The 13,936-nt window shown below is 67.7% G+C and carries 16 protein-coding genes and 1 tRNA gene; 14 read left to right on the forward strand and 3 right to left on the reverse strand.

Going from position 1 to position 13,936, the window contains the following annotated elements; all coding sequences use genetic code 11:
- Positions 1–10 precede the first annotated feature (10 nt).
- Positions 11–550: a PilZ domain-containing protein gene (locus tag ACWPWT_RS06655; protein ID WP_261268716.1), complete on the forward strand. Its 540-nt coding sequence runs from the start codon at positions 11–13 to the stop codon at positions 548–550.
- Between the two features lie 13 nt (positions 551–563).
- Here ACWPWT_RS06655 and ygfZ read toward each other — a convergent pair whose 3' ends face one another.
- Complete coding sequence (gene ygfZ, locus ACWPWT_RS06660) at positions 564–1,316, reverse strand: CAF17-like 4Fe-4S cluster assembly/insertion protein YgfZ (RefSeq protein ID WP_454279044.1); 753 nt, start codon at positions 1,314–1,316, stop codon at positions 564–566.
- Positions 1,317–1,364: 48 nt separating this feature from the next.
- Here ygfZ and ACWPWT_RS06665 point away from each other — a divergent pair, with 48 nt between their 5' ends.
- Together ACWPWT_RS06665 and ACWPWT_RS06670 are read left to right on the forward strand one after the other, a co-directional pair.
- Complete coding sequence (locus ACWPWT_RS06665) at positions 1,365–2,690, forward strand: dihydroorotase (RefSeq protein WP_454279046.1); 1,326 nt, start codon at positions 1,365–1,367, stop codon at positions 2,688–2,690.
- Entirely contained in the window at positions 2,687–3,088 is a 402-nt protein-coding gene (locus ACWPWT_RS06670; protein WP_454279048.1) for a hypothetical protein, read from the forward strand. Before ACWPWT_RS06665 ends, ACWPWT_RS06670 begins: the two co-directional genes overlap by 4 nt.
- Positions 3,089–3,175: 87 nt before the next feature.
- Here the strand turns inward: ACWPWT_RS06670 and ACWPWT_RS06675 are convergent, their stop codons facing one another.
- Positions 3,176–3,928, reverse strand: a complete 753-nt coding sequence (locus ACWPWT_RS06675; protein WP_454279050.1) for a DUF1134 domain-containing protein — start codon at positions 3,926–3,928, stop codon at positions 3,176–3,178.
- 164 nt (positions 3,929–4,092) lie between these two features.
- On the opposite strand from ACWPWT_RS06675, the gene ACWPWT_RS06680 reads away from it, so the two are divergent.
- The 3 genes from ACWPWT_RS06680 (at position 4,093) to ACWPWT_RS06690 (ending at position 5,312) form a co-directional block, all read left to right on the forward strand.
- A tRNA-Ser gene (locus ACWPWT_RS06680) sits at positions 4,093–4,182 on the forward strand.
- A 222-nt stretch (positions 4,183–4,404) separates the two neighbouring features.
- The gene (locus tag ACWPWT_RS06685) at positions 4,405–4,779 is read left to right on the forward strand and encodes a hypothetical protein (RefSeq protein ID WP_454279052.1); all 375 of its coding nucleotides are present in this window, start codon (positions 4,405–4,407) and stop codon (positions 4,777–4,779) included.
- Positions 4,737–5,312, forward strand: a complete 576-nt coding sequence (locus ACWPWT_RS06690; RefSeq protein ID WP_454279054.1) for a shikimate dehydrogenase — start codon at positions 4,737–4,739, stop codon at positions 5,310–5,312. The genes ACWPWT_RS06685 and ACWPWT_RS06690 overlap by 43 nt, the downstream gene beginning before the upstream one ends.
- Positions 5,313–5,376: 64 nt before the next feature.
- Here ACWPWT_RS06690 and ACWPWT_RS06695 read toward each other — a convergent pair whose 3' ends face one another.
- Positions 5,377–6,294: a helix-turn-helix domain-containing protein gene (locus ACWPWT_RS06695; RefSeq protein ID WP_454279894.1), complete on the reverse strand. Its 918-nt coding sequence runs from the start codon at positions 6,292–6,294 to the stop codon at positions 5,377–5,379.
- A gap of 131 nt (positions 6,295–6,425) precedes the next feature.
- Here ACWPWT_RS06695 and pobA point away from each other — a divergent pair, with 131 nt between their 5' ends.
- From pobA to pcaF, 8 genes are read left to right on the forward strand one after another with little or no spacing between them, the layout of a single operon-like run.
- Positions 6,426–7,613 (forward strand): 4-hydroxybenzoate 3-monooxygenase, encoded by a 1,188-nt coding sequence (pobA, locus tag ACWPWT_RS06700; protein WP_454279055.1) that lies wholly within the window; start codon positions 6,426–6,428, stop codon positions 7,611–7,613.
- On the forward strand, positions 7,610–8,323 hold the full coding sequence (locus ACWPWT_RS06705; RefSeq protein WP_454279056.1) for a CoA transferase subunit A: 714 nt from the start codon (positions 7,610–7,612) through the stop codon (positions 8,321–8,323). The genes pobA and ACWPWT_RS06705 overlap by 4 nt, the downstream gene beginning before the upstream one ends.
- A complete protein-coding gene (locus ACWPWT_RS06710) occupies positions 8,320–8,958 on the forward strand; it encodes a 3-oxoacid CoA-transferase subunit B (protein ID WP_454279057.1) in 639 nt (212 codons plus the stop codon). The genes ACWPWT_RS06705 and ACWPWT_RS06710 overlap by 4 nt, the downstream gene beginning before the upstream one ends.
- Positions 8,955–9,662 (forward strand): protocatechuate 3,4-dioxygenase subunit beta, encoded by a 708-nt coding sequence (gene pcaH, locus ACWPWT_RS06715; RefSeq protein WP_454279058.1) that lies wholly within the window; start codon positions 8,955–8,957, stop codon positions 9,660–9,662. Before ACWPWT_RS06710 ends, pcaH begins: the two co-directional genes overlap by 4 nt.
- Entirely contained in the window at positions 9,652–10,347 is a 696-nt protein-coding gene (pcaG, locus tag ACWPWT_RS06720) for a protocatechuate 3,4-dioxygenase subunit alpha (RefSeq protein WP_454279059.1), read from the forward strand. The genes pcaH and pcaG overlap by 11 nt, the downstream gene beginning before the upstream one ends.
- A complete protein-coding gene (locus tag ACWPWT_RS06725; protein ID WP_454279060.1) occupies positions 10,344–11,486 on the forward strand; it encodes a lyase family protein in 1,143 nt (380 codons plus the stop codon). Before pcaG ends, ACWPWT_RS06725 begins: the two co-directional genes overlap by 4 nt.
- A gap of 1 nt (position 11,487) precedes the next feature.
- A complete protein-coding gene (gene pcaDC / locus ACWPWT_RS06730) occupies positions 11,488–12,669 on the forward strand; it encodes a bifunctional 3-oxoadipate enol-lactonase/4-carboxymuconolactone decarboxylase PcaDC (protein WP_454279061.1) in 1,182 nt (393 codons plus the stop codon).
- Positions 12,669–13,871, forward strand: a complete 1,203-nt coding sequence (gene pcaF / locus ACWPWT_RS06735; RefSeq protein WP_454279062.1) for a 3-oxoadipyl-CoA thiolase — start codon at positions 12,669–12,671, stop codon at positions 13,869–13,871. Before pcaDC ends, pcaF begins: the two co-directional genes overlap by 1 nt.
- Positions 13,872–13,936: the final 65 nt, after the last annotated feature.

Raw genomic sequence — 13,936 nt, forward strand, 5'->3', positions numbered from 1 at the left:
AAGGATCGTCATGCCGCGGGGACTCCCCAGTTACAAAAGCCGCGAGGCGCGCCGACAGGTTTTGATTCCCTGTCGCATGAAGTCCGCTCGTGGCTGGGGTGACGCGTGTATTCATAACATCTCGTCGCGCGGGATGATGATCGCCAGCGACGATCCTTTGCAAGCCGGCGAATATGTCGACATTCGTCGTGGGCGTCAGGTCGTCATCGCCCGGGTCATCTGGCAGCGGGATCGCTTCGCCGGCATTCGGACCCAAGATCGCATCAGCGCCGATGTGCTGGTCAACGAACCGCGTCTGGAGGGCAAACCAGCCGCGATCGAGGTTGGCGAGGATCGTCGCAGCGCCCGCCATCGGCTGGTCAGCGAAATCGACGCCGCGCGTCGCATGGAGCGCAGTCGCTCCATCTCCAGCGCGCTGCAATTCGGCGCGCTATGCCTGTTCGGCCTGGCCGCCGCCGCCACGATCGCGGTGCAGTTGGGGCATATGCTCTCCGCGCCGACCGCGCGGATCGAACAAGCGCTTTCGACCGAAGCCAACACCGCGCAATGAGCGCCGAACCGGGTCAGTCCCGGTCCGATTCCTCCAACGCGGCGACCAGCCAGTCCGGGCGCAAGGCATCGCCCAGCGACTCGACCCGGCGATGCTCCACCATCAACCCCAGTTCGGGATAGCGGACCCGTGTCCGATCCTCCGCCTCGCCCAGTGGCGCGACCACCAGCCGTCGATTGACCTTCGACCGGTGATGCATTCGCGCGGTATTTTCCTGCCCGACATAGCAGCCCTTGGTAAAGCTGACGCCGTTCAGCTCGCGCGCATTGCACTCCAGCCACAAGGTCTCGCCCGAGCCGAGTTCGCCGACCCCTTCGGCCACGCCCAGCGACAGGCGGTGCGCCAGCCATCCCGTCGCCGCATCCCCCGCCGGGGCCAGCCAGCGCTTGCCCAGTGCCGCCAGCCGGGGATCGTCGGGCCGCCCAGGGGCGTCGTGGCTCCAATGCACCGCGAGGTTGGTGACGGGCTCGATCGTGATCGCCCGCCGCAACCGGTACATGCTCAATCGCCGCGCCAGCGCTTCGGCCTGTCCTGCCTCCGCATCGATCAGCACGGCATCGCCATCGGCCCACAGGAAGAAGTCGAACAATGCCTTGCCCTGCGGAGACAGCAGCCCGGCCCAGCGCGGCGCGTCGGGCGTCAATCCGGCCACGTCCTGCGTCACCAAGCCCTGCAGAAAGCCGCGTACATCCTCCCCCGCGATACGAAGAAGACGGCGGTCGGCCAAGGTCGAACCGGGGGTGGCGGTCGGGGTGGTATCGCTCATCCGGTCAAGGTAGGAAGGCGCGATCATTCGCGAAAGGCCCGTTCTGTCATGACCTTCGACCTGCTTCTCTCCGGCGGCACCGTTCACACCCCCGGCGGCCCGGTCCGCGCCGATGTCGGCGTGCGGGACGGCAAGATCGTGGCGATCGGGGCGTTCGGGGGGAGCGATGCGGGGCGCGTGATCGACTGCACCGGGCTCGACATCCTGCCCGGCGTGATCGACACCCAGGTCCATTTCCGCGAGCCCGGGCTGATGCACAAGGAGGATCTGGCCTCGGGCAGCCGCGCGGCGGTGATGGGCGGCGTCACCGCCGTCTTCGAAATGCCCAATACCAAGCCGAACACCGATTCGGCCGACGCGATCACCGACAAGCTGAGCCGCGCCCGGACCATGTATTGCGACCACGCCTTCTATGTCGGCGCGACCAACCATAATGCGCGCGATCTCGCCGAGCTGGAGCGGATGCCGGGCACGGCAGGGGTGAAGATCTTCATGGGTGCCTCGACCGGCGACCTGCTGGTGTCCGAGGACGCACGGCTGGCCGAGGTGCTCGCCTCGGGCCATCGTCGCGTCGCCATCCATGCCGAGGACGAGGACCGGATGAATGCGCGCGCCGATGAGCGGATCGAGGGCGATCCCTCTTCGCACCCCGTCTGGCGCGACGACGAGAGCGCGTTGCTCGCCACCCGTCGCATCCTGCGCTTGGCCCGCGAGGCGAAGCGCCGCATCCATATCCTGCACGTCACCACGCCCGCCGAACTGCAATATATCGCCCAGCACAAGGACATCGCGACCTGCGAAGTGACGCCGCAGCATCTGACCCTGGCGGGCGAGGAGGCCTATCCACGCCTCGGCACGCTGGCGCAGATGAACCCGCCGATCCGTTCGGGCGCGCATCGCGACGGGCTGTGGTACTGGCTCAACCAGGGCGTGCCCGACGTGATCGGCTCGGACCATGCGCCGCACACGCTGGAGGAAAAGGCCAAGCCCTATCCCGGCAGCCCCAGCGGCATGCCCGGCGTGCAGACGCTGTTGCCGCTGCTGCTCGACCATGCCGCCAATGGCCGTCTTTCGCTTCAGCGCGTGATCGAACTGACCAGCGCGGGGGCGCAGCGTATCTTCGGCATCGTCGGCAAGGGGCGGATCGCGTCGGGCTATGACGCCGACTTCACCATCGTCGACCTGAAGAAGCGCTGGACGATCGAGGATCAGTGGCTTCAGTCCAAGTGCGGCTGGTCGCCCTTTACCGGCATGGAACTGACCGGCAAGCCGATCGGCACCATCATTCGCGGGCAGATCGCCATGTGGGAAGACCAGCTCGCCGACGCGCCGACCGGCCAGCCGCTGCGTTTCGAAGCGGTCGATTTCGGATGAGCACGATGCGGTGGGTTCGCGACATACGGGTCTATTGCCCCGTCGCACCCGCCACATTGGCAACGTTGATGGCGGGCGAGCCGGGTGCGGTCGAGCGGGACGAGACCGCCGCCGCACTGCTCGCCATTCTGCGGACCCCGCCGCTGGGCGATTTCGGGCGGTATCGCGAGGTGGTGGAACTGTCGCTCGGCTATGAAGGCTTTCGGCCGGGCGAGGGCGCCGTACCGGCGCTGGGTTCGGTCGGGCAGGCAAGCTGGTCGCCGACCGTCATCCTGACCGCGATGTTTGATGCGGAGGCGGATGTAGACGCGCTGGCCGATCGGCTGCTGGCGGCGCATCCCTGGGACGTGCCGGTGATCGCGGTCAGCGAGCCCTATCGGTTGCTCGGGCGGGAATAGCGTGTGGCGAGGCCTTCGCCTTCGCCCAGACGGAACGGAGGCGAAGGCCAGGGAGATCCTCCGCCGCGAAGGCGAAGCGCAAAGCCATCAGAACGGCAGCCACCGCGCCTTATGGGTGAAGTTCATATAGCCCACATTGACGCCCGCCCGCCAGCCGACACCCAATCGCACCGGGATCAGCACGACGTTGCCGCGCCGCAAATAGGTCGCCGCGAAACCGCCGACGAAATAGAGCCGCCCCTCGGCTGCGGGGAAGCGATGGAACAGCTCTTCGGTGTCGTAGAGATTATAGACCAGCACGAACACCTTGTTGGCATCGCCGCCGATGTCGAAACCCAGCGACGGTCCGGTCCAATAGACCGGCATCTGCCCCTCGACCTTGTGCGTCATGATCCCCGAGCCGTAACGAAGTCCGACCACGAAAGCACCGGACGCCTCGCGCCCCGCGATATAGGCATTGGGGCGCCCCTGTTCGCGCAGGATGCGCTCGATCATCCCCGCCAGCCCTTCGGCACCCTTGCCGAATACGCCTTCGCCCGCCGCCAGCAGGTCGTCGCGCTCGAAGGTGTCGGCGGCCTGCGTCGTCTGCGTCGCCCTGGAATCCGGAGTGGTTGCGGGCGGGGTGGTGGTGACGGGGGGCTGCTGGGCGGGGGGCGAAGACTGCACCGGTACGTCTTCCTGTGCGGGCGTGCTGCGCGGTGCCGGGCGCGAGGGTTGGGTCCCCAGATCGCTGTCGATGCCCTGATTAGGGTCGATGGTGCGAACCTGCGCGGCCAGCGGCGCAGCGGCGACCATCGAAAGGCCGCCCAGTAGCGACAGACCCAGACAGACAAGACGCATAACTTCAAACTCCCCCGGCGAACCGATTGGCCACGTTAACCAGCCCCCGCCTTGCAGTGCAATGAACGACGGAAAACGCCCTAGTCGATTTTCCTGATAAAATCCCCGCCAGACCCGGTTGATTGCCTCCCCCGGCCCCGCTATAGCCGCACCTCGCCGCAACCGGAGACGTGGGTGAGTGGCTGAAACCAACGCTTTGCTAAAGCGTCGTACGGGAAACCGTACCGAGGGTTCGAATCCCTCCGTCTCCGCCATTATGCGCAAAGTTGTCCGCTATAACATTGATTTTAGGGTGGTTTGGCCAAACGGCTCCATATTTCGGCCAGCAAACTCGTGTGGTTTCAATTCACGCTAGCCATGGATGGCGGTCGGCCTAATCTATTCACATTGCCGTGAATGCCGATGACCGAGCATAGTTCGTTAAGCGGCATGGGAACGTCCTGTGCCGACACCCCCCCAATGCCGCGTTCCACCGCTTGTGGGGCATGTACCAAATTCGTCGAGGCGGTGAGCTGTTCACCCCAGCATCGGGCACGCAGCTCGTCATCGGTACGCCGCCGTCGTTGATCGGCGACCCCTGCGACGTGCGATCGACCTCGCGGACCGGCGCGAACGGGGCGCAGGTCGCGGCGCTGTGCGTGGCGCAGGGTGTGCCGGCTGCGGCGGTCGGCTCGTACACCTTTCCGACGACCGCCACCTGCCAGACGATCGCAGGCAAACTGAACCTCACGCCGGAAAAGGCTGATACCTATCCGTTCAAGCAGGCGGTGATCCCCATCTCGACGCTCTGGCCGATAGCGCGCAGGCCGTGGGCGCGGTCAACACGATCGCGATGCGCGATGGGCGCATGACCGGGCACAACACGGACATGACCGGCTTTCGCGACAGCCTGCGCGACGGACTGCCCGATGCACGTCTCGACCGCGTGCTGCAATTCGGCGCGGGCGGCGCGGGTGCGGCGGTGGCGACGGCTCTGCTGTCGTCGGGCGTCCGCCGGCTGGAGCTGAGCGATGTCGATGCGGCGCGGGCGGAGGCGCTCGCGGCCAGCCTGTCTTCGCGGTTCGATGCCGAGGTGATCGTTCGCAGGGCGGGGGACCACGACACGCACAGGATCGACGGGATCGTCAATGCGAGCCCCGTCGGTATGAAGTCCAAGCCCGGCATGCCGATCGCCGCGCAGCATCTCGACCCGCGATTGTGGGTCGCGGACATCGTCTACTTCCCGCGCGAAACCGAACTCCTGCGTACCGCGCGGACGCTTGGCTGCGCGACGCTCGACGGCAGCGGCATGGTAATCCGCCAGGCCGCGGCGGCGTTCGAGATCATCACCGGGCGCAGCGCCGACATCGCGCGGATGGCCACCAGTTTCGAGGCGACAAGCTGAGCGATGGCGGGCGCGTCGAGCGGTACATGCAGGTTTCGCTATGGGCGAGGCCGCGGCGTGCGGATCATGCCACGCCGCGACGAACGTTCGGCGAAGCTGGTCCCACCGGGTGGGGCCGCGTGCCTCGGGCATCGCGGAACGCGCGCGGGGAGCACCCCTCATGCCGGGTAAAGAAGCGCGAGAAATAGGCGGGGTCGGCGAAGCCGACGGCATAGCCGATCTCCGCGACCGAAAGATGCGTGTAGAGCAGGGCGCGTCGGACCTCCAGCATCGCGCGCTGGTCCAACATCGCAGCAGGCGACAGCGCGGCGACCTTGGCGCAGGCCGTACGCAGGCGGCTCTCGCTGGTGCCGAGCGCCGCGGCATGGCTCGACATCGGTTCGCGCAGGCGGAACCGTTCGTCGATCCGTGCCCGGAAGCGGGCGACGAGCGCGTGATGATAACCGGGTGCTGCGGCCGGATCGTCCGTCGCGGCACCGGGTGCGCGCATCGCCTCGACCAGGATGGACAGCAGCGCGGCATCCACCGCGGCACCATGCCCTGGCGCGGCCCAGCCGAGTTCGCGCATCAGCGCCGCCATCGCCGAGGTGACCGTCGTCATGGCGGCGGCGTCGGGGTGGAGCACCGCGACATGCGCGAAGATCGCCGCCAGTCCCGGATAGAGCGAATCGAGCCGCGTCAGATGGCGCACCGACAGCGTCAGGACCGAGCCGGTCGAATCGGGATGCCAATCGAAGCCGTGGACGATCGCGGCGGGCACGATCAGCAGCGCGGGCGCGGCGACGCGCAAGCTGTCCGCCTCGGCCTGCATCGTACCGCCGCCGCTCACCAGCACGAACACCTGGACCAGGTCGGCATGGGCGTGCGGCAGGATCGTCCATTCGCTGGGTCGCGAGCGATCGTCGAGCGATTCGGTGTGGACGAAGTCGTCCGGCACCGCCCGATGAGGTTCGCCGTACAGGTAGAAACTCGGCACCGCCATGGACTGGGGATAGAAGGGTGGAGACGGATCGTCCAACTTTTTGCGTGTGTGGTCCATAGCCCGAGCCCGGCGCTCCGCGCATGATGCGGCAAAAGGCGGCGGGGTATCGCCCGCGCGGACGAGAGGATGGCATGAGGCATCGCACACAAGTCGCGATCATCGGCGCAGGGCCTGCGGGCATGTTCCTGGCGCATTTGCTCCACGCAGAGGGGATCGACGCAGTCGTCATCGAACGGCGCGACCGCGATTATGTCGAGGGTCGCGTGCGCGCAGGCGTATTGGAGCAGGGCACGGTCGCGCTGATGCGCCGCCTGGGACTGTCGGCACGGCTGGAGCGGGAGGGGCTCGTTCATGGCGGCACCAATGTCGCGCTTGATGGCGAGGTCTTCCGGATCGACATGGCCGCGCTGACCGGTGGGTCGACGGTCACCGTCTATGGACAGCAGGAGGTCATGCGCGACCTGTTCGATGCCGCCGAGGACCGGGGCGTGACGATCATGTGGAACGCGGAACACGTCACCCTATCCGGATTGGACGGTGATCGACCAAGCGTGACCTGGCGGCAGGATGGCGCGGACCACCAGCTCGATTGCGACTTCGTGGTCGGCTGCGACGGCTATCACGGCATCAGTCGCGCGGCCATCCCGGCAAAGGTCCTACGGGTCTTCGAACGTGTCTATCCTTTCGGCTGGCTCGGCGTGCTGGCCGATGTGCCGCCCGCCGATCACGAGTTGATCTACGCCAATCACGAACGCGGCTTCGCGCTTGCCTCCATGCGGTCGCCGACGCGCAGCCGCTATTACATCCAGTGCGCGCTGGACGAGGATGTGGCGGACTGGTCCGACGACCGCTTCTGGGACGAACTGTGTGTGCGCCTGGGGCCGGAGACGGCGGCGAAGGTGACGCGGGGTCCTTCGTTCGAAAAGGCGATCGCGCCGCTCCGCTCCTTCGTCGCCGAGCCGATGCGTTGGGGGCGGCTGTTCCTGGCCGGAGACGCGGCGCATATCGTGCCGCCGACGGGCGCCAAGGGCATGAACCTGGCGGTGTCCGACGTGACAATGCTGGGCGCGGCGCTGACCGAGCATTATCGCGAGCGCTCCGATGCCGGGATCGACCATTATTCCGCACGCGCCCTGTCGCGGGTGTGGAAGGCGGAGCGGTTTTCCTGGTGGTTCACCTCGGTAACCCACCGGTTCCCGACCATGGATGGCTTCGACCGGCGCATCCAGATGGCCGAGCTCGACTATCTGCGCGGCTCGCCCGCCGCGCAGCGCACGCTCGCCGAAAATTATGTGGGCCTGCCTTTGGAGATGGCATGAAAAGCAAGATCTATGACAGCCCGGCGGCGGCGCTCGACGGGCTGCTGTTCGACGGCATGACGATCATGTCGGGCGGCTTCGGCCTGTCGGGCAATCCCGAAAGCCTGATTCCGGAAGTGCGCAAAAGCGGGGTGACGGGGCTGACCGTGATCTCCAACAATGCGGGGGCGGACGGATTTGGCCTGTGGATGCTGCTGGAAAGCCGCCAGGTCGCCAAGATGATCTCCAGCTATGTCGGCGAGAACAAGCTGTTCGAGCAGCAATATCTGTCGGGCGAACTGGAGCTGGAGCTGAACCCGCAAGGTACGCTTGCCGAACGCATCCGCGCTGGCGGCGCTGGCATCCCGGCCTTCTACACCAAGACCGGCGTCGGCACCGTCGTCGCCGAGGGCAAGCCGGTCGAGACGTTCGAGGGGCAGGAGTATGTCCGCGAGACCTGGCTGCGCGCCGACCTGTCGATCATCAAGGCGTGGAAGGCGGACCCGGCGGGCAACCTCATGTTCCGCAAGACCGCGCGCAACTTCAACCCGAACATGGCGACCGCTGGCAAGGTGACTGTGGTCGAGGTGGAGGAGATCGTGGAAGCGGGCGCGCTCGACCCCGATTGCATCCACACGCCCGGCATCTTCGTCGACCGGATCGTCCGTTCGACCATCAATGAAAAGCGGATCGAGAAGCTGACGACCCGCGCACGGGAGGATGCGGCATGAGCTGGACCCGCGACGAGATGGCGGCGCGCGCCGCCCGCGAACTGCAGGACGGCTTCTACGTCAATCTCGGCATCGGCATCCCAACCCTGGTCGCGAACCATGTGCCCGCCGGGATCGACGTGACGCTTCAGTCGGAGAATGGCCTGCTGGGCATCGGGCCCTTTCCCTATGAGGGTGAGGCGGACCCGGACCTCATCAATGCGGGCAAGCAGACGGTCACGACACTGCCCACCTCCAGCTTCTTTTCCAGCGCGGACAGCTTCGCGATGATCCGCGGCGGCCATATCGACATGGCGGTGCTGGGGGCGATGGAGGTGTCCGAGGGCGGCGACATCGCCAACTGGACGATTCCGGGCAAGATGGTGAAGGGCATGGGCGGCGCGATGGACCTGGTCGCGGGCGTCAAGCGCATCGTCGTCGTGATGGATCATGCCAGCAAGAGCGGCAGTCCGAAGATCCTGCCCGACTGCACCCTGCCGCTGACCGGCAAGGCCTGTGTCGACCTGATCGTCACTGATCTGTGCGTGATGGCCTGCGACAAGCCGGGATTGCGGCTGATCGAATTGGCGTCCGGCGTCACGCTGGACGAGGTACGCGCCAAGACGGGTGCGCCCTTTACGGAGCAAGTCGCGTGATCGGTTATGCAAAGGACGATGCCGGCGCGCCGCCGCTGCTGGTGCCCGACTATCGCTCCACGGTGATCCGGGCGCCGCAGCATCCGCCGATCGCGATACCGCCGACATTGACCGAGACGACCGGGCCGGGCGGCTGCTGGGACCGGCTGATGGGATCGGCGCTGGCCGACTTGACGAAGCAGCACGAGGCCGAGCCGCTGGGGCAGCGGATCATCGTTGCCGGGCGCGTGCTGGATGAACAGGGCCGCGCCGTGCCCGACACCGTCATGGAAATCTGGCAGGCCAATGCCGCCGGACGCTATATCCATGCCAAGGACCAGTGGGACGCGCCGCACGACCCCAATTTCACCGGCGCGGGCCGGGTGGTGACCGACGCGGAGGGACGTTATCGCTTCGTCACCGTGCGGCCGGGGGCCTATCCCTGGGGCAATCACCGCAATGCCTGGCGCCCCGCGCATATCCATCTGTCGCTGCTCGGCCCCGCCTTCGCGACGCGGCTGGTGACGCAACTCTATTTTCCCGACGACCCGCTGATCGAGATCGATCCGATCGCCAATGCGGTGCCCATGCCGTACCGCCAGCGGCTGGTCGCGCGGCTGGATATGGATGTGACCGAGCCCAACTGGGCGCTCGGCTATCGCTTCGACGTGGTGCTGAAGGGGCGCGACCAGACCCCGTTCGAGGAGGATGATCATGACCATTGATCCCGCCGACCGCCGCCCCGAGGCGCGCGCCGACAATCAGGACCCCGCACTGTTCGGTCAGACGCCCAGCCAGACGATCGGTCCCTTTTTCCACTATGGCCTGCCGTGGAAGGGCGGCGCGGACCTGGTCGGCCGGTCCGATATGGGGGCGCGGCCCGAACTGATGCCGGAGGCGCATTATGTGCTGAACCTGTCCTCGCCCAGCGGTACCCCCGATGGGGAGGTCATCGAATTGACCGGCCGGGTGCTCGACGGCCAGGGCGCCGCGGTGCCCGACGCGATGATCGAAATCTGGCAGGCCAATGCGGCGGGCCGCTATCGCAGCATGGATGATGCGCGCGACGATGTGCCGCTCGACCCGCATTTCGTGGGGTTCGGGCGTGCCGCGACCGATGAGGATGGTCGCTACCGCTTTCGTACGATCATGCCGGGGCGGGTGCCGGGGCCGGGCAATAGTCTTCAGGCACCGCATCTGGCGGTGTCGATCTTTGCGCGTGGGCTGCTCAAGCGGCTGGCGACCCGTATCTATTTCGACGGAGCTGAGGGCAACGACACCGACCCGGTGCTCGGGTGCGTGCCCGCCGACCGTCGCGCGACCCTGATCGCGCGACGCGATGCAGCGGGCGTCTGGTCGCGCGACATCGTGCTGCAGGGTACTCACGAAACGGCGATGTTCGACCTGTGAGCGATCTGCTGCGCCTGCGCCCCGTCGCCACACCCGAGATGATCGCGGTGTTCGACGACGGTGCGACCATCGCCCATGCCTGTGCTTTCGAGGTCGCGCTGGCCCGAGCACAGGCGGCCCATGGCCTGATCCCAGAGGCGGTCGCCCAAGCGATCGCCGAGGGGGTTGCGGCGACGCGGATCGATCCCGCAATGCTGGCGGACGAGGCGGCGCTGGCGGGAACGCTGGCCATCCCGCTCGTCGCTCGTTTGCGCGCCACCCTGACCGGCGAGGCGGCGCAGGCGCTGCATCGCGGGGCAACGAGTCAGGACGTGGCGGACAGTGTGCTGATGATGCAGGTTCGCGCGGCGCACCGGCTGGTCGCAGGCGATGGTCGCCGAACATGGGCCGCGCTGGCGGGCCATGCCACGGCGCACCGTGCGACCCCGGCGGTAGGACGTACCCTGTTGCAGGATGCGATGCCGGTCGCCTTCGGCCTGCGGCTGGCCCAGGCTGCGGTCGGCATCGCCGATGTGCTGGAAATGCTGGACGAGGCGGTGGCGCAACATGGCGTGATCCAGTTGGGCGGCGCGGCGGGTACGCGGGCGGGGCTGGGCGGATGTGGCGCAGCTATCGCCCGGCGCGTCGCGGACGACCTGGGACTGATGACCGCACCGCCCTGGCATGCCCGGCGAACCGGCGTCGCCGCGATCGGGACAAGCGTCGCCGTCCTCATTGGCGCGCTCGGCAAGCTGGCGCGCGACGTGTCGCTGCTCGCCCAGAACGCGGTTGGCGAAGCGCGGGAGCCGGTCATCGCCGGTCGCGGTGGATCGTCGGCGATGGCGCACAAGCGCAACCCCACCGGATGCCAGGTTGCTCTGTCCGCCGCCACGCGCGCGCCGGGGCTGGTGGCTTCGCTCCTGGCGGGGCTTCCGCAGGAACAGGAACGGGGTTTGGGCGGCTGGCAGGCGGAAGGGCCGGTCCTGACCGAGCTGTTCCTGCTCGCCTCGGGCAGTGCCGCCGCGATGGCGCAGGTGGCCGAGGGGCTGGAGATCGACACCGGCGCTATCGTGCGCAATCGCGACGCCGCCGGAATGGGTGAGGATATGGGCGAGAGCGCGGCGATCATCGCCGAGCTGCTCGGCATCGAAGAGGACTGAGATGGCGTTCACCCTATGCGATGGCGTCCGCCTGCACTGGCGGTTGCAGGGCGCGGCGGACCGGCCGGTGCTGGTGCTGCTCAACTCGATCGGGACCGATATCGGCCTGTGGGACCGCACCGTGCCGCTGCTGCTGCCCGGCTTCCGGCTATTGCGGATCGACACGCGCGGGGCGGGGGGATCGGATGCGCCGGAGGGGGACTATAGCCTCGGCATGCTGGCCGCCGATGTTGCTGCAATCATGGCAGACGCAGGCATCGACCGCGCCGCGGTGGCGGGCGTGTCGCTCGGCGGCATGGTCGCGATGCAACTCGCGCTCGACCATCCGTCGCGCGTCGCGGCGCTGGCGTTGATCTGCACCTCGGCGACGATGGACCCGGCCGCCTGGACGGCGCGGATCGATACCGTACGGCAGCAGGGCACGGCGGCGATCGCCGACATGGCGGTGGGGCGCTTCCTGTCACCGGGGTTCGCGACACAGCATCCCGAGATCGCCGACTCGCTGCGGGACGGCATCGCTCGGCAGTCGGATGCGGGCTATGCCGGGGCGGGCGCGGCGATCCGCGATATGGCGCTGGCCGAGCGGATCGGCGAGATCGCTGTGCCGACGCTGGTGGTGACCGCTATGCTGGACGTGTCCACGCCTTATGCGGGGCATGGCGAGCATCTGCTTGCCGCCATCCCGGACGTGCACCATGTCGGCGTCGATGGCGCGCATCTGCCCCCGATCGAGGCGCCTGCCGCACTGGCGACGGCGCTGCGCCGGTTCCTGTCGGGCGATCCGGCAGTGGACGCGGCGGCGGAGACGCTGTTCCAGGCTGGGCTGGTGAACCGCCGTCGGGTGCTGGGCGACGCTTGGGTCGAGCGCAGCCTGGCAAATCGCACGCCGCTCACGGCCGATTTCCAGGCGATGATCACCCGCATCGCCTGGGGCGAGATATGGGGCCGACCGGGGCTGGACGACCGCACGCGGCGGCTGATCGTGCTGGCGATCACCTGTGCCCTGGGCCGTTGGGAGGAATTCGCGCTGCACGTCCGTGCGGGGCTTTCGCAAGGTGGCTTCACGCATGACGAGTTGAAGGAGGTGCTGATGCAGGCCGCCATCTATGCCGGGGTGCCCGCCGCTAATACCGGTTTCGCCGAAGCCCAAAAGATCATCGATATGCTGGAAGAAAGTGCCTGATGACCGACGCCTTTATCTGCGATGCGATTCGCACGCCCATCGGCAAGCTGAACGGCGCGCTGGCGGGCGTTCGTGCCGACGACCTTGCCGCGATCCCGCTGCGCGCGCTGGTCGAGCGCAATCCGTCCGTCGACTGGCAGGCGGTGGACGACGTCCTGCTCGGCTGCGCGAACCAGGCGGGCGAGGACAATCGAAACGTCGCGCGCATGGCGGTGCTGTTGGCGGGCCTGCCCGAGGCGGTGCCGGGGGCCACGGTCAACCGCCTCTGCGGATCGGGGCTGCACGCGGTCGGTAGTGCGGCGCAGGCGATCCGAAGCGGCGATGCCGAGCTGATGATCGCGGGCGGCGTCGAGAGCATGACCCGCGCACCCTATGTCATGGGCAAGGCGCGAAGCGCGTTCGACCGGAGCCAGCAGATCGAAGACACGACGCTAGGCTGGCGCTTCGTCAACCCGGCGATGCGCGCGGCTTACGGCGTCGATACGATGCCGCAGACCGCGGAGAACGTCGCCGATCAATGGCATGTCGCCCGCGAGGATCAGGACCGTTTCGCGCTCGCCAGCCAGGAAAAGGCGGCGGCGGCGATTGCCAGTGGGCGCATGGCGGTCGAGATCGTGCCGGTCACGATCCCGCAGCGGAAGGGCGATCCGATCGTCTTCGCGCAGGACGAGCATCCGCGCGGCACCAGCCTGGAGGCGCTGGCGAAGCTGAAACCCGTGGTGCGCGCCGACGGCACGGTGACGGCGGGCAATGCCTCTGGCCTCAACGACGGCGCGGCGGCGATGCTGGTCGCGTCTGAAGGAGCGGCGGCACGGCATGGACTGACCCCGCGCGCGCGGGTGCTCGGGCTGGCATCGGCGGGCATCGCGCCTCGGATCATGGGCGTCGGCCCGATCGAGGCGGCGCGCAAACTGACCCGCATCACCGGCATCGGACTCGACCAGTTGGACGTCATCGAGCTCAACGAAGCCTTTGCCGCGCAGGCGATCGCCACGCTGCGCGACCTCGACATCGCTGCGGACGATCCGCGCGTGAACCGCAATGGCGGGGCGATCGCGCTGGGGCATCCGCTCGGCATGTCGGGCGCGCGCGTCGCGATGACCGCCGTCGAGGAACTGCACCGCACCGGCGGTCGCTATGCGATGGCGTTCATGTGCATCGGCGTGGGGCAGGGGATAGCCCTGATGCTGGAACGGATCTGACCGGCATCCGCCGCCCGCTAGAGGCCCCGGCCTTCGCCGGGGCGAATTGGCCACGAGGACGGATC

Source organism: Sphingomonas sp. Marseille-Q8236 (assembly GCF_965112005.1).